The organism is Microbacterium enclense, assembly GCF_004022425.1.
GTDB classification, from domain to species: Bacteria; Actinomycetota; Actinomycetes; order Actinomycetales; family Microbacteriaceae; genus Microbacterium; species Microbacterium enclense_A.
In genome coordinates, this window is record NZ_RBZY01000036.1 from 1 (window position 1) to 15,721 (window position 15,721).

The 15,721-nt window shown below is 70.6% G+C and carries 10 protein-coding genes and 1 pseudogene; 8 read left to right on the forward strand and 3 right to left on the reverse strand.

Annotated features, from left to right (window positions below):
- Positions 1–32: 32 nt before the first annotated feature.
- Both D8Y23_RS10680 and D8Y23_RS10685 read right to left on the reverse strand, forming a co-directional pair.
- Entirely contained in the window at positions 33–896 is an 864-nt protein-coding gene (locus tag D8Y23_RS10680) for an NYN domain-containing protein (protein WP_128218126.1), read from the reverse strand.
- A 42-nt stretch (positions 897–938) separates the two neighbouring features.
- Complete coding sequence (locus tag D8Y23_RS10685) at positions 939–1,922, reverse strand: Gfo/Idh/MocA family protein (RefSeq protein WP_128218127.1); 984 nt, start codon at positions 1,920–1,922, stop codon at positions 939–941.
- 92 nt (positions 1,923–2,014) lie between these two features.
- Here D8Y23_RS10685 and D8Y23_RS10690 point away from each other — a divergent pair, with 92 nt between their 5' ends.
- The 8 genes and pseudogenes from D8Y23_RS10690 to D8Y23_RS10725 all read left to right on the forward strand — a co-directional run bounded on the left by D8Y23_RS10690 (position 2,015) and on the right by D8Y23_RS10725 (position 11,581).
- The gene (locus D8Y23_RS10690) at positions 2,015–3,337 is read left to right on the forward strand and encodes a M20/M25/M40 family metallo-hydrolase (RefSeq protein WP_128218128.1); all 1,323 of its coding nucleotides are present in this window, start codon (positions 2,015–2,017) and stop codon (positions 3,335–3,337) included.
- Positions 3,338–3,522: 185 nt separating this feature from the next.
- Complete coding sequence (locus tag D8Y23_RS10695; protein ID WP_128218129.1) at positions 3,523–4,557, forward strand: LacI family DNA-binding transcriptional regulator; 1,035 nt, start codon at positions 3,523–3,525, stop codon at positions 4,555–4,557.
- A gap of 312 nt (positions 4,558–4,869) precedes the next feature.
- Complete coding sequence (chvE, locus tag D8Y23_RS10700) at positions 4,870–5,973, forward strand: multiple monosaccharide ABC transporter substrate-binding protein (RefSeq protein WP_128218130.1); 1,104 nt, start codon at positions 4,870–4,872, stop codon at positions 5,971–5,973.
- A gap of 216 nt (positions 5,974–6,189) precedes the next feature.
- Positions 6,190–7,401: pseudogene (locus D8Y23_RS10705) on the forward strand (ATP-binding cassette domain-containing protein); the annotation flags it as partial.
- Positions 7,388–8,650: a multiple monosaccharide ABC transporter permease gene (gene mmsB / locus D8Y23_RS10710; protein ID WP_240663873.1), complete on the forward strand. Its 1,263-nt coding sequence runs from the start codon at positions 7,388–7,390 to the stop codon at positions 8,648–8,650. The pseudogene D8Y23_RS10705 and the gene mmsB, both read left to right, overlap by 14 nt.
- Positions 8,651–8,778: 128 nt before the next feature.
- On the forward strand, positions 8,779–10,089 hold the full coding sequence (locus D8Y23_RS10715) for a sensor histidine kinase (RefSeq protein ID WP_128218132.1): 1,311 nt from the start codon (positions 8,779–8,781) through the stop codon (positions 10,087–10,089).
- The gene (locus D8Y23_RS10720; RefSeq protein ID WP_128218133.1) at positions 10,077–10,742 is read left to right on the forward strand and encodes a LuxR C-terminal-related transcriptional regulator; all 666 of its coding nucleotides are present in this window, start codon (positions 10,077–10,079) and stop codon (positions 10,740–10,742) included. The genes D8Y23_RS10715 and D8Y23_RS10720 overlap by 13 nt, the downstream gene beginning before the upstream one ends.
- Entirely contained in the window at positions 10,739–11,581 is an 843-nt protein-coding gene (locus tag D8Y23_RS10725) for a hypothetical protein (RefSeq protein WP_128218134.1), read from the forward strand. Before D8Y23_RS10720 ends, D8Y23_RS10725 begins: the two co-directional genes overlap by 4 nt.
- A gap of 67 nt (positions 11,582–11,648) precedes the next feature.
- Here D8Y23_RS10725 and hrpA read toward each other — a convergent pair whose 3' ends face one another.
- On the reverse strand, positions 11,649–15,698 hold the full coding sequence (gene hrpA / locus D8Y23_RS10730; protein WP_128218135.1) for an ATP-dependent RNA helicase HrpA: 4,050 nt from the start codon (positions 15,696–15,698) through the stop codon (positions 11,649–11,651).
- Positions 15,699–15,721 lie beyond the last annotated feature (23 nt).

Here is a 15,721-nt window from a genome sequence, read left to right on the forward strand (position 1 = left end):
CGCTGACGCTGACGCGCGCGGCGCGGCGCCGGTCACGCGGCGCGAGCGACCGCCCGCACCTGCACGATGTTCGAGTCCTCGTCGACCTCGACGTGCTCGGTCTGGGCCTTCAGGAAGTCCGAGAAGCTGCGGAACCCGAGCGCCTTCTCACTGAACGAGGGATCCAGGCGCTTCATGAGGTCTTTGACGGCCGAGGCGTGCAGCCATTCGCCGTCGGCCCGCTCGCCCTCGAGCTGCATCGCGCGTTCGAGGAGGTTGACGGCTGGGTCCTGCGAGCGCTTGCGGGCGCGTGGCCGCGACGTCGGGGCCTCCTTCTTCGTGTCCGCCAGTTTCGGGATGCCGGGCAGCGCGTCGTAGTTGTCGAACCGGTCGCACGCCGAGGCGAGCGATTTCGCGGTCGAGCCGGCGACGCCGACGCCCACGACGTACCGTCCGAGGCGCTTGCACCGCTGCGCGAGGGGCACGTAGTCGCTGTCTCCGGCCACGATCACGACGTGCGACAGGTCGGGGAGGCGGAACATGTCCTCCACGGCATCCACCGCGAGGCGGATGTCGGCGCCGTTCTTGGCGTATGCCGCGGCGGGAAACAACTGCACCAGGTCGACGGCGCGGGCGACGAGTTGCGACCGGTACTCGGAGTTCACGGGCGCCGACCAGTCGGCGTACGCGCGGGTCAGGACGAGCGTGCCGAAGGATGCCGCGTAGTCGATGATCGCGCCCACGTCGATCGTGGCCTTCGTCAAGCGCTCGGCGATCTCTGGCTCGATCGGGTTCTCGGCGATCTTCTGCCGGTCGCGCGAGTACGCGTTGCGCCCGTGCACCCGGTCGTACCAGGACATCACGATGTTGTCGAAGTCGAGATAGACGGCGACGCGGGCGCTCTGAGTGTCGGGCATGCCTCCAGTCTCTCCCGTCGCAGCGCGCGACGGGTAGCCCGCTCAGTGCTCGCCGGGGTACACCACACCGATCTGTCGGCGGACTTCGTCAAGCACACGCATGATCGCGACCGTGTCGTCGATCGACAGCACATCGCTCGACGTCGCGCCCTCGGCCACGAGCCGCTCCGCGGCCAGCGCCTGGAACTGCATGCCACGACCGTCTACCGCCCCGTCGAACTCCTCCAGGACGCCGCCGTCGGGTCCGACGACCCGAAACGTGGTGGGCGTGTACCAGACGCGGTCGATCTCGATCCGCGCCTCGGTGCCGACGATCTGCGCCACGTTCGTTCCCGCGCCGCGGGAGGACGACACGGTCGTCGAGACCGCTCCACCGGGGTGGGCGAACACCGTCGCGACCTCGGCGTCGCTGCCCGCGTCCGAGAGGCGTGCGAGAGCCGTGATGCGCTCGGGGAGGCCCAGCACGTCGACGGCGAACGAGATCGGGTAGATGCCGAGGTCGAGCAGTGCTCCGCCGCCCAGCTCGAGTGAGTTCAGGCGGTGCTGCGGGTCGGTGGAGATCTTCTGGGTGTGGTCGGCCGAGACCACGCGGACCTCGCCGAGCGTGCCCGCGGCGATGATCTCGCGGATGCGCGCCATGTGCGGCAGGTACCGCGTCCACATGGCCTCCATCGCGAGCAGGCCCTTCTCGGCCGCGCGGTCGCGGATACGCGCGGCCTCGTCGGCGTTGAGCGTGAAGGGCTTCTCGACCAGGACGTGCTTGCCGTGGTCGAGCGCGAGCAGCGCCGTGTCGACGTGTCCCGGGTGCGGGGTGGCGATGTAGATGATGTCGACGTCGGGGTCGGCGACGAGGTCGTCGTACGAGCCGTGCGCGTGCGGGATGTCGTACTCCGCCGCGAATTTCCGTGCGCTGTCGATCGAGCGCGAGCCGACGGCGGTGACGTCGAGGCCCGCGGTGCGAAGGTCGGAGGTGAAGGCGTGCGCGATGCCGCCGGTGGCGAGGATGCCCCAGTGCAGTCCAGTCATGGCTCCACCGTATCGGCGGGCGCCGGGCCCTGTCGCGCGGCGGACGCCCCACGAAGCGGGAGGGACGGATGCCGCCCGCGTAGGCTCGCGTCATGACGCCCGTCGAGCGCTTCCGCGAGCTGTTGGCCATCCCCACCGTGTCGCACGTCGACCCCGCGCTCACGGACACCGCGCGGTTCGACGAGTTCCATGCCGCGCTCGCGCGGCTCTACCCCCTCGCGCATCAGCACCTGGATCGCGACGTGGTCGCTGGCCATTCGCTGCTGTACCGCTGGCGGGGGAGCACCACCGCCGCCCCGCTGCTGCTGCTCGCTCACCAGGACGTCGTCGACACCGCGGGACAGCGGTGGACGCGCGACCCGTTCGCCGCGGTCGTCGAGGGGGAGGGGGCGCAGGCCACGCTCTACGCCCGCGGCGCGATCGATGACAAGGGCGCGCTGGTGGCGATCATGGAGGCGGTCGAGGAGTCCCTGGCCGACGGGGTGGTTCCGCGCACCGATGTGTGGCTCGCCTTCGGGCACGACGAGGAGACCGTGGGCACGGGAGCGCGCGCGATGGCCGCGGTCCTGGCTGAACGCGGCGTCCGGCCGGCTCTCGTTCTCGACGAGGGCGGCGCCGTCGTCGACGGAGCCCTCCCCGGTGTCGCGGCACCCACGGCGATGATCGGTGTCGCCGAACGCGGCACCGCGACCTTCGAACTCATCGCGCGCGAGGCGGGCGGGCACGCCTCGACGCCGCCCGCCTTCCCGGCCACGGCCCGGCTCGCGCGGGCGATCGACCGGGTGCGGCGACGGCCCTTCCCCCGCCGGCTCGTCCCCCCGGTGCGCGCGATGCTCGCGACCGCCGCTGCCCACGCGACCGAGCCGCTCGGGACGCTCTTCCGCCGCTCCGCGGTGACCGCACCCGCGCTGACCGCGGTGTTCGCGGCCCTCGGTCCCGAGACCAATGCCCTGGTCCGTACGACCGCGGTCGTGACGCGGTTGGAGGGGTCGGCGGGAGACAACGTCTTGGCGACGACCGCGCGCGCGACCGTCAACGTTCGGATGCTCCCGGGAGAGACGATCTCGGATGCCGCGGTGCACCTGCGCCGCGCCATCGCCGACCCTCTCATCGACATCGAACTCCGCCACGGCGGCGATCCGTCGACCGTGTCGCCCTGGCGGGGTCCCGCGTGGCGCCGGCTCTCGGCCGCGGTCGGGGAGACGCTCGGCGACGACGTGGTCCCGCTGCCGTACCTGCAGCTCGGGGCGAGCGACAGCCGCTTCTACACCGGCCTCACCGAGCACGTGTACCGCTTCGCGCCGTTCCACCTCACGCGTGCGGAGCGCGACGCCCTGCACGCCCCGGACGAGCGGATCCGCGTCGAGGTGTGGCTCCGCGGCATCCGCTTCTACCGCGCGCTGCTGGCATCCTGAGCCTCCGAACGCCCCGGCGATCCCGCGAGACTGCACGCTGCTGACGGCTCCGCCGCGGGCTGCGGCTGTCCTGTCGGCCGCGTGCCGTCTCGCTGCCGGGGGCAGCAGACGCGGCGACGCGCGCACGTCGGTTATTCTCGTGTGACCGGTCACGACGCGATCGGCCACGCAAAGAGGCGAGATCGATGAGCGAGACCGACATCCCGGATGCCGCGGCCAAGGCCCCGAGCATCCGTGACGTGGCACGTCTGGCCGGGGTGTCGTACCAGACCGTTTCGCGCGTCATCAACAACAGCCCGCAGCTGCGGCCCGAGACCGCCGCCCGCGTGCGGGAGGCGATCGCCGAACTCAAGTTCGTGCCGAACCAGGCCGCGCGCGCTCTCGCCACGAGTCGGACGCGGCTCATCGGTGTGCTGGGGCCGCGGGCGACCACCCACGGCACGTCGGCGATGGTGCTGGCGGTGGAGTCGGCCGCCCGTCGCGCCGGCTACCGGCTAACCGTCACCAACCTCGGCACGAGCGCGCCGGACGATGTGCGCGCCTCGATCGATCACCTCATGCAGCAGTCCATCGAGGGGCTGATCGCCGTAGCGCCGCAGACCCGTGTCGTTCCGATCCTCGATGAGATGCAGCTCCCGGTCCCCGTGCGGATCGTCTCGTCCACCGGATCGTCCGCGCCGACGGCGACCTTCAACGACCAGGTGGCGGGTGCGCGCGCGGCCGTCCGCCACCTGGCGGACCTGGGGCACACGCGCATCCTGCACATCGCGGGACCGCGCGACTGGCTCGAGGCCGACCACCGCATGCGCGGGTACCTCGCCGAGATGGACGCGCAGGATCTGTCGCCGCGCCCGCCCGTGCTGGGGGACTGGACCGCCCAGTTCGGCTTCGAGGCAGGGCTCGAACTGCTCCGGACCGAGGATGCCACGGCGGTGTTCGCCGGCAACGACCACATGGCCCTCGGGTTCATGCACGCCGTTCGAGCCATCGGACGAAGCGTTCCCGAGGACATCTCGGTGGTCGGGTTCGACGACGTCCCCGAGGCGGCGCACCTCTGGCCGCCGCTGACGACCGTGCGCCAGGACTTCGCCGGCATCGGCCAGCGCGCGGTGTGGGATCTCCTCGCCGAGCTGGGAGTTTCCCAGGACGGTCAGCCCATTCCCGAGCCCGATCACCTGCGTCTGATCGTGCGCTCGTCGACGGCTCCGCCCAGCCGCTAGCACGTCACGGTTTGGCAACGGCTGGTCGGCGAACGCAGCGGGACTTGACAGCAGCAGCGATACCGGGGGTAGCATCACACACACAATGTGAACGGTCACATGACTGCCACACCACGCCGACGGGACTCGCTGCGGAGCGACTCCGTCGAGACGAAGACGTTTCGAACGACGCGTACCCCGCTTCGCCGACCGGCCTCGTTTCGCCCCGCCGGCCGCGTGTCGGCGTGCCGTCCGCGCTGAAGCGGTGGGCTCCGTGCGGAGCGACCGTGGACATCCAACCCAACGAAGGGAACCAGAGTGAAGAAGCACAGCATGCTCAAGGCAGTCGCGGGAGCGGGCGTCCTCGCGCTCGGCATCGGTCTCGCGGGCTGCGCGGGCGACCGCACCGGCGCCGGCAGCGGCGACGCGCAGGAGGAGGGCGGCATCATCGGTGTCGCCATGCCGACGCAGCAGTCCGAGCGGTGGATCGCCGACGGCAACAACGTCAAGTCGCAGCTCGAGGAACTCGGCTACCAGGTCGACCTGCAGTACGCCAACGACGACATCCCCACCCAGGTCTCACAGATCGAGAACATGATCACCTCGGGCGCCAAGGCCCTGATCATCGCCTCGATCGACGGCACCACGCTCACCGACGTGCTCCAGCAGGCCGCCGACGCGCAGATCCCCGTCATCGCGTACGACCGCCTCATCAACGGCACGGAGAACGTCGACTACTACACGACGTTCGACAACTTCCAGGTCGGCGTGCAGCAGGCGACGTCGCTGCTCACGGGCCTCGGCATCCTCGACGAGTCGGGCGCCGAGACGGGCGCGACCGGTCCGTTCAACGTCGAGCTGTTCGCCGGTAGCCCCGACGACAACAACGCCACGTTCTTCTGGAACGGCGCCATGGAGACCCTCAAGCCCTACATGGACTCGGGTGTCATCACGGTTCCCTCCGGTCAGACGGAGTTCGGTCAGGCCGCGATCCTGCGCTGGCTGCCCGAGACCGCGCAGGAGCGCATGGAGAACATCCTCACGGTCATCGGCGACACCAAGCTCGACGGCGTGCTCTCGCCCTACGACGGCCTGTCGATCGGCATCATCTCGGCCCTGACCTCGGGCGGTTACGCGGCCAACGCGCTGCCGGTCATCACCGGTCAGGACGCCGAGGTCGGCTCGATCAAGTCGATCATCGCGGGCGAGCAGTACTCGACGATCTTCAAAGACACGCGCGAGCTCGCGAAGCAGGCCGTGACCATGGTCGACGACATCCGCAAGGGCGAGGAGCCCGAGGTCAACGACACCGAGACGTACGACAACGGCGAGAAGGTCGTTCCGTCGTACCTGCTCGAGTCGACGATCGTCACGCTCGACAACTACGAGCAGGTCCTCGTCGACAGCGGTTACTACACCGAAGACGACCTGAAGTGATCCCCGCGGGAGGGCTGCGGCCCTCCCGTCCCGCCTCCGCCGCGACCGCCCGTTCGGTCGCGGCGGAGGCCCCTGTTCCCCTCATCCCCACCCGGCCTGGAGCCGGCCCTGCAAGGAGGACCTCGTGAGCACCATCCTCGAGATGCGCTCGATCACCAAGGAGTTCCCCGGCGTCATCGCCCTGGCGGACGTGTCGCTGACCGTNTCACGCACCGCGGTCTCATCGACTGGGATGCCACGAACAAAGAGGCCGCGAAGCTCCTGGCCCGCGTGGGTCTCGGCGACAGCCCCGACGTCCCCGTGAACGAGATCGGCGTCGGAAAGCAGCAGCTCGTCGAGATCGCCAAGGCGCTGTCGAAGGACGTGAAGCTCCTCATCCTCGACGAGCCGACCGCCGCCCTGAACGACGACGACTCCGAGCACCTGCTCGACCTGATCCGCCACCTCAAGGGGCAGGGGATCACGTCGATCATCATCAGCCACAAGCTCAACGAGATCCGCGCGATCGCCGACGAGGTCACCATCATCCGCGACGGTCGCACGATCGAGACGCTGGACGTGGCCACCGGCGGGACGAGCGAGGACCGCATCATCCGCGGCATGGTCGGACGCGAGCTCGAGAACCGGTACCCGGACCGCGACGTCGAGATCGGCGAAGAAGTGCTGCGCATCGAGGACTGGACCGTGCATCACCCCGCGGATGCCAACCGTGTCGTCATCCACGAGGCGAACCTGAACGTGCGCGCCGGCGAGGTCGTCGGTATCGCCGGTCTCATGGGCGCCGGCCGCACCGAGCTCGCCATGAGCGTGTTCGGCAAGAGCTTCGGCTCGCGCATCACGGGCAACGTCTACATCCGCGGGCAGAAGGCGGACACCACCACGGTCCCCGCCGCGATCCGCAGCGGTCTCGCCTACGTCACCGAGGATCGCAAGGGTGCCGGGCTCAACCTCATCGACACCATCAAGCGCAACATCTCGCTCGCCGGCATGCGCAAGCTCGCGAAGGGCGGCTGGGTCGACGGGGACGAGGAGTACCTCGTCGCGAACCGCTACCGCACCTCGATGAACATCAAGGCTCCCAGCGTCGACGTGGTCGTGGGCAAGCTCTCGGGCGGCAACCAGCAGAAGGTCGTGCTGTCGCAGTGGCTGTTCTCCGACCCGGAGGTGCTGATCCTCGACGAGCCGACCCGCGGCATCGACGTGGGTGCGAAGTACGAGATCTACACGATCATCAATTCCCTCGCGGCGCAGGGCAAGGGGGTGCTCGTGATCTCGTCGGAGCTTCCCGAGCTGCTCGGCATCTGCGACCGCATCTACACCCTCAGCGAAGGCCACATCACCGGCCAGCTGCCCATCGAAGAGGCCACACCCGAGGCCCTCATGGTGCTCATGACGAAGGAGAAGGAAGCCGACCATGTCAGCGCTTAACAACACCGCGACCCAGGCGGGTCCGGCGACGCCGAAGGGCCCCGTCGGCGGCGGTGCCGGGGGAGCCAGCACCCTCGTTCAGTTCTTCGCGTCGCGCCTGCGCGAGATCGGCATCTTCATCGCGCTGATCGTGATCGTGCTGCTGTTCCAGGCCCTCACGGGCGGCCGTCTGCTCACTGCGGGCAACGTCTCGAACATCATCGTTCAGAACAGCTACATCCTGATCCTCGCGATCGGCATGGTGATGATCATCATCGCCGGCCACATCGACCTGTCGGTCGGCTCCGTCGCCGCGTTCGTGGGCGCCGTCTCGGGCGTGCTCATCGTGCAGTGGGGTCTGCCCTGGTGGCTCGGCATCCTGCTCTCCCTCGTCCTCGGGGCGGTGGTCGGCATGTGGCAGGGCTTCTGGGTGGCGTACGTCGGAATACCGGCGTTCATCGTGACGCTCGCCGGCATGCTGCTGTTCCGCGGCCTCACGCAGATGACGCTGGGCAACACGCAGATCACCCCGTTCCCGACCGAGTACCGCCAGCTCGGTGGCGGCTACCTGTTCCCCGATCTCTTCCCGGCCGCGTCGTCGCCGGCGGAGTGGATCACGGTGGCCCTCGGCGCGCTGACCCTCGTGCTGTTCGTCTTCTCCCAGTTCCGCCAGCGCGCCAAGCGTGCCGCGCTCGAACTGCAGAACGAGCCGCAGGTGTGGTTCCTGTTCAAGATCATCGGTGGCGGCGCGCTCATCGCCTACCTCACCTACCTGCTGGGCGTGGCCCCCGGTTCGCGCGGCACCCCGATCGTGCTCGTCGTGCTGGCGATCCTCGTCATCGGGTACTCGACGGTCATGAGCCGCAGCGTGTTCGGCCGTCACATCTACGCGATCGGTGGCAACCGCACCGCCGCGAAGCTGTCGGGCATCAACACGCGCCGCGTCGACTTCCTGCTGTTCGTCAACATGGGTGTGCTGGCAGCCCTCGCCGGCATCGTCTTCACGGGTCGCCTGAACTCGGCCGGCCCCGGCGCCGGAAACCTCTTCGAACTGGATGCCATCGCCGCCTCGTTCATCGGTGGCGCCGCCGTCCAGGGTGGTGTCGGCCGTGTGGTCGGCGCGATCGCCGGTGGTCTCGTCATGGGTGTGCTCAACAACGGCATGTCGCTCATGGGCATCTCGACAGACGTCCAGCAGTTCATCAAGGGTCTCGTGCTGCTGCTGGCCGTGGCCTTCGACGTGTGGAACAAGAACCGCACCCGCGGTTGATCGATCCGCTCCTTCTCGGACGCCCCGTCGCCTCGTGCGGCGGGGCGTCCGTCGTTTCGGGAAAACCCGAACGAGGAGGCGGGTTGGCCCTGCTGACCGGGGCTGGGCGGAGTCCTACCGTGGAACACATGACCACGGCATCCGTCCTTCCTCCGCCTCCGCCGCCTACGCTCCCCGCACCCCCGAGGGCCGTGCCGCCGACGGCCGTGCGCATCTCGTCGCCCGGCCAGGTGGCCGGGGCGATCGCCCAGCTCGCGGCGCTCGGCGCGATCGGACCCATCGTCTTCGGCGGGTTGTTCAGCCTGCTCGGCGCCGGCGTCGGGCTTCTCTTCGCCGTCCTCATCGGCGTCGTCCTGCTCGTCGGGCTCGTGTACGCGCTGTTCGCCGTCGCGTGGTTCGAGCAGGCCAGACTCGACGGACTGTACGGCTTCGACCTTCCCGCGCTGCGCGTGCGGCGCAGCCCCAAGTCCGGGTTCGTCGGTGTGCTGCACACCGTCTGGCTGCAGGCGATCGATCCGCGACAGTGGCGGGCGGTCGCGTCCTTCACCGTGTCGACGGTGCTGGGACTGGTCACGCTGGTTCTCGTCGGGTCCGTCGCGTGGGGGCTCGCCCTGGTCGTCAGTCCGATCTTCGGGTGGGCGCGCGCGGCGCTGTTCGGGTTCCTGCCGCTCGACGGGGTCGCGGCGCCGCTCGTGGGCGCTCTCGTCGCCCTCGTCGCTCTGGGAGCGATCGTCGGGCTCGGTCTGCTGCACGGCGTGCTGGCCCGCGCGATCCTCGTGCCGTCCCGCGAGGCTCTTCTCGAGGAGCAGGCGCGCACCTCCGACACACGGCGTGCCGGCGCGGTCCGCGCCGCCGAGGTCGAGCGCACCCGCATCGAACGCGACCTCCACGACGGCGTCCAGCCGCGGCTCGTGTCCATCGGAATGACCCTGGGACTCGCCCAGACCAAGATCGACGACGACCCCGAGGCGGCCAAGGCGCTCGTGGCCGAGGCCCACGCCTCGACCAAGTCGGCCATCACCGAACTGCGGCAGCTGGCGCGTGGCATCCACGCGTCCGTCCTCGAGGATCGCGGATTGGATGCCGCCCTCTCGGCGCTCGCGTCGCGATCGCACATCCCCGTGACCCTCGACGTCCGTCTGCCGCGCCGGTGCAGCCGTCCGGCCGAGGCCGCGGTGTACTTCTCGATCGCCGAGGCGCTGACGAACGCCGCCAAGCACTCACGGGCGGGGGCCTGCCGGGTCGACGTGCGCGTGCGCGACGACGGGTCGCTGTGGGCGCGCGTCGAGGACGACGGACTCGGCGGCGCGCGCGTCATCGCCGGCGGTGGGCTCGACGGCATCGTCAACCGCGTCACGGCGGCCGGCGGCACCGTGCGCATCGACAGCCCGCAGGGCGGTCCGACGTCGGTGGAGGTGACGGTCCCGTGCGCATCCTGATCTGCGAAGATTCCGTGCTGCTGCGCGAGGGTCTCGTCCGCCTCCTCGCCGACGACGGACACGACGTCGTCGCCGCGCTTCCCGACGCCTCCGGTCTCGACGCTGCCGTGCACGACACCGCCCCCGACCTGTGCATCCTGGATGTGCGGCTTCCGCCGACCTGGACGGACGAGGGCATCCGCGCGGCGATCTCGCTGAGATCGCGGCATCCTGGGCTCGCCGTCCTCGTGCTCTCGCAGTACGTCGAAGAGGAGTACGCCAGCGAGCTCATCGCCGACGGCCAGGGCTCGCTCGGCTACCTGCTGAAGGACCGCGTCGCGGACGTCCGCGACTTCCTCGACGCCGTCGCCCGCATCGCCGGGGGCGCGACCGTCCTCGACCCCGAAGTCGTCGGTCAGTTGCTGGCCCGCCGCCGCCGCGACGACCGGTTGCAGGCGCTGACCGAGCGCGAGCGCGCCGTGCTCGCCCTGATCGCCGAGGGCCGATCGAACCAGGCGATCGCGCAGGCGCTGTTCGTCTCGCCGGCGAGCGTCGAGAAGTACATCACCGCGATCTTCACCAAGCTCGGCCTCGAGCAGGACGAGACGGGGAACCGTCGCGTCATCGCCGCCCTGGTCCACCTGGGCCACGACACCACCGGAGCATCCTCATGAGCGTCCAGACCCCCCTCCATCCGACTCCTGCTCCCGTTCCGGCGCCGGTGTCCGGCCCGCGACGCTCGAAGGGCGCGCTCGCGGTCGCGATCGGCACCATCGTCGTGGGCGGCTGCGTGATCCTCGGCACCTTGGTCAGTAGCGGCTTTGCGGCGGCGAGGGACCTCAGCGCGATGTCGATGGGTGCCCCGCTGCAGCAGAGCGATGTCCGCGGGATCAGCGACGTCGACGTGAACATCGCCGGAGGAGCGCTGCGGATCGCGTTCGACGACGTGTCCGAGGCGGAGATCGCCGGCGGCGGGGCCGGTGCGTGGAGGCTGGAGCGTCAGGGGGACACCCTGCACGTCTCGTCCCCGCGGCGGTCGTTCGCGGACTGGAACTCGAGAGGGGAAGCTACGCTGACCCTTCCGCGGTCGCTCGAGCGGCGGACCCTCGATCTCCGCGTCGAGGTCGCCGGGGGCTCGCTCGACCTCACCGGCGACTACGGAGCGGTCGACGTGCAGGTCACCGGCGGCAACGCCACCGTGTCGGGCGGCGCGAGCGCGCTGAGCCTCACGGTCGCCGGCGGCTCGGTCACGGCCGACGTCCAGGGGGCCGAGCAGGCGGCGTTCGAGGTCGCCGGCGGTGACCTCACCGCCGATCTGACCGGCGCGGCACCGGCGCGCACGACGGTCGACGTGACGGCGGGTTCCGCCGACATAGGGCTCCCGAACGAGACCTACCGCCTGACGAGCGACGGCCCGGGGTCGGTCGACAGCGACCTGCAGACGTCGCCCAAGGCGACGCCGCGCGTCGAGGTGCAGGCCACCCTGGGCTCGGTGACCCTGCGCACCACCTGAGCGCGCTTGCGCGTGAGGGGTCATTTTCTGTCGCCGCAGAGCGATCCAGGCGACAGAAAATGACCCCTCACGCGCTTTTCAGGGCCTTCGCGAGGCGCTGGGGGGAGACCGGCTCCGCGGTGCCGAGGCGTTGGGCGAAGAGGCTCACGCGGTACTCCTCGAGCAGCCACCGCGTCAGCACGAGGTGCGCCGGGGCGTCGGCGGGCAACGGGAGCACCCCACCGGCCTCGACGAAGCCGGCGGCCCCGCGCTCGTACTCGGTCATGCGCTGTCGATCGCGACCCGGGTTGTCGGGCAACGTCTTCACCCGCTCCAGTGCCCCGGCGAGGTACCGGGGGAGGTGCGCCAGACGGGCGAGGCCGGTGCGGGAGATGAACCCGGGGAAGATCAGGCCCTTCAGCTGTCCGCGTACGTCGTTCAGCGCTCCGAGCAGCGTGATCGACGAGGCATCCTTCATCGCCCTCTCGACCTCGCGTTGCGCCAGCAGAATCTTCGCGACGAGCGACACGGCCTGGAAGGTCTGTTCCACCGACGCGGCCGAGAACGCGTCGCGCACGCGCTCGAACTCCGCTCGCGTGCGGACGATCCCCGTGGATGCCGCACGCTGGAGGACGTCGTCGGCGACGGCGACGCGCGCGTCCTCGATGAGGGCCTTGGCGTTCTGGTAGGGCGAAGCGGCGAGGGCGAGCTTCTCGTTCGCGGTGAGGTGGTCGAGCACGTACGACGCAGGGGAGGGAACGGCGAGGAGGAGCAGTCGACGGATGCCGGCACGGGTGTGCCGCGCGGCGTCCTCGGGTGTCGCCTCGACACGCAGCGCGACGCTGTCGCCCTCGTCGACGAGCGCGGGATACCCGCGGACGACGCCGCCCGCGACCGGGGTGTCGACGACCTCGGCGAGCTCGTCGACATCCCAGGTCGTGAGCTTCGAGCGCGAGGCGAAGGCGGGGGATGCCTCGGCGACCCGCGCCGCGGCCGTCCGCACCGGAGGGCGCGCGATCGTCGACTCCACACTCGAGCGCGCGCGGTCGGCGAGCCGGCGTTGCAACGACCCCAGGTCGCGGTCCGAGCCGACGGCGCGCCCGCGGGGGTCGACGGCGCGGAACGACATCATGAGGTGTCCTGGCACGCGGTCGAGTTCGAAATCGGCGGCGCTCACGCGCTGGTTCGCGACGCGCTGCACCTGGGCCGCGAGAGCGTCGACGAGCGTCGTCCTCGGCAGGCCGTCGGCCTGCTCGGGGCCCTTTTCGGCCAGCTCGGCGCTGAATTTCTCGGCCCAGTCTGCGGCGGGCACGACGTTGCGCCGGATCGTCTTCGGCAGCGCCCGCAGCAGGGCCGTGACGAGTTCGTCGCGCATCCCCGGGACCTGCCAGTCGAAGCCGTCAGGTCGCAACTGTGCGAGGAGCGGCAGCGGCACGACCACGGTCACCCCGTCGTCCGGGGCGCCGGGTTCGAAGCGGTAGGCGAGGTTCAGCGTCTGGTCGCCCTGGCGCCAGCGCGCGGGGAACGCCCGGTCGTCGCCCTGCGCGCGGTCGCCGGTGAGGTCGGACTCGCGCAGGTCGAGGAGATGCGGCGTGCGGTTCGCGGCATCCTTCCACCAGGTCTCGAACGAGCGGACGTCGGTGACGTCGGCGGGGATGCGCGCGTCGTAGAACGCGAAGACCGCCTCGTCGCCGACGAGGATGTCGCGGCGACGCTCGCGCTCCTCGATCTTCTCGAGCAGGCGACGCTGCTCCTGGTTGCGCCGGAGGAACGCCGTGAGGCGCTTGTCGAGCACCGAGGGGTCCCATTCGCCCTCGACGAGCGCGTGCCGCACGAACATCTCCCGCGCGAGCGGGCGGTCGAAGCGCGCGAGCTGCACGCGTCGGCGTCCGACGAGCTCGACCCCGAACAGCGTGACCTTCTCGTAGGCGGCGGCGGAGCCGGCATCCTTAGACCAGTGCGGCTCGCTCAGCGACCGCTTCACGAGGTCGGGGGCCAGCTCTTCCGCCCACGCCGGGTCGACCGCGGCGACGGTGCGGGCGAACAGGCGCGAGGTCTCGACGAGCTCGGCGGCCATGACCGCGGAGGGCCGTCGCTTCTTCAGCCCGGAGCCGGGGAAGATCGCGAACCGCGCACCGCGGGCGCCGATGTACTCGCCCTTCGTGGAGCGGCTGTCGCCGGGCGTCTTGCGGTCCTTCGGCGCGGCGATCGTGCGCGGATCGAGGATGCCGATGTGCGACAGGAGTCCGGACAGGATCGCGCGGTGGATGGCATCCCCCTGGGCGTGGCCTTCGGGGGCGTGCGACGCGCGGTCCCGCGGCGCGGTCCGGCGCGGGTTCGCGCCCCCGCGGCCCTCCCCGCGCCCCGCCCCGAGCAGCGACGACAACTGCCGGTGGACGTCGACCCACTCGCGCACGCGCACGTAGTTGAGGTGCTCGCTGCGGCACAGTCGCCGGAACGCGCTCGACCCGAGCTCGGCCTGCTTCTCCTGCAGGTACTCCCACAGGTTCAGCAGCGAGAGGAAGTCGCTGGTCGGGTCGGTGAACCGCGCGTGGAACCGATCGGCCTCCTCGCGGCGGTCCTCGGGGCGTTCGCGGACGTCCTGGATCGACATCCCGGCGACGATCGCCATGACCTCGGGCAGCACGTCGGCGCCCCGGGCCTCGAGCAGCATGCGGGCGAAGCGCGGGTCGATCGGCAGCCGCGCGATCTCGCGGCCGATGCCCGTGAGCCGCGGGCCGCGCTCGTCGCCGCGGCCGGGGAGGTTCACTGCCCCGAGCTCGACGAGCAGGTCGAACGCGGCCTTGACGCCGCGGGAGTCGGGCGGCGTCAGGAACGGGAACGCCTGGATGTCGCCGAACCCCAGCGACAGCATCTGGAGGATGACGGATGCCAAGGACGTCCGCAGGATCTCCGGCTCGGTGTACTCCGGGCGGCGGTGGAAGTCGTCCTCGGAGTACAGCCGGATCGCGATGCCCGGAGACGTGCGCCCGGCGCGGCCCGAACGCTGCTGCGCCGACGCCTGCGACACGGCCTCGATCGGCAGCCGCTGGATCTTGGAACGGTTGCTGTACCGCGAGATGCGGGCGGTGCCGGTGTCGACCACGTACCGGATGCCGGGCACGGTGAGGCTCGTCTCGGCGACGTTCGTGGCGAGGATGACCCGGCGGCGTACTCCCGCGACCGTGGAGCGCTCGAACACCCGGTGCTGTTCCGCGGCGGACAGGCGCCCGTACAGGGGGAGCACCTCGGTCGGGGCGGCATCCTTCTGGTACGCCCCGCGGATGGCATCCGCCGCGTCCCGGATCTCGGCCTCGCCGGGGAAGAAGACGAGCACGTCGCCCGGGGCCTCGCGGTCGAGTTCGCGCAGCGCCGCGACGACGGCGCCGACCTCGTCGACGTCGTCGGTGTCGCGCTTGCCCTGTGCCGGGCTCCGGACTTTCTTCGGCGGCGGCGTGGGTCTGTCGGCATCCGGGTCGGAATCGCCGTCGTCTTCCGGAGCCTCGTCCGCCCCGTCGACCGGCCGATACCGGATCTCCACCGGATACGTGCGCCCCGACACCTCGATGACCGGCGCGGGCACCGGCTCGCCGCCGGGTTCCGTCGGCCCCGCGGCGAAGTGCCGCGCGAAGCTCTCGGGGTCGATCGTCGCCGACGTGACGATCACCTTGAGGTCGGGCCGCTGCGGGAGGATTCGGCGCAGGTATCCCAGCAGGAAGTCGATGTTGAGCGAGCGCTCGTGCGCCTCGTCGACGATGATCGTGTCGTAACGGCGGAGCAGCCGGTCGCGGTGGATCTCGTTGAGCAGGATGCCGTCCGTCACGAGCGCGACCCGGGTGTTCGCCGACACCTTGTCGGTGAAGCGCACCTTGTAGCCCACGGTCGAGCCGAGCGGAACCTGCATCTCGTCCGCGATGCGTTCGGCGATGGTCCGCGCGGCGATGCGGCGCGGCTGCGTGTGCGCGATGGAGGTGCGGCCGAGTTCGAGGCAGATCTTCGGCAGCTGTGTCGTCTTGCCCGACCCGGTCGCGCCGGCGACGATCACGACCTGGTGGTCGCGGATGGCGCGCGCGATCTCCTCCCGCGCGGCGCTGACGGGCAGCTCGGGCGGGTAAACGAGGACGGGTTCGACGGACACAGCCTTTCAGCCTATCGCGGCGG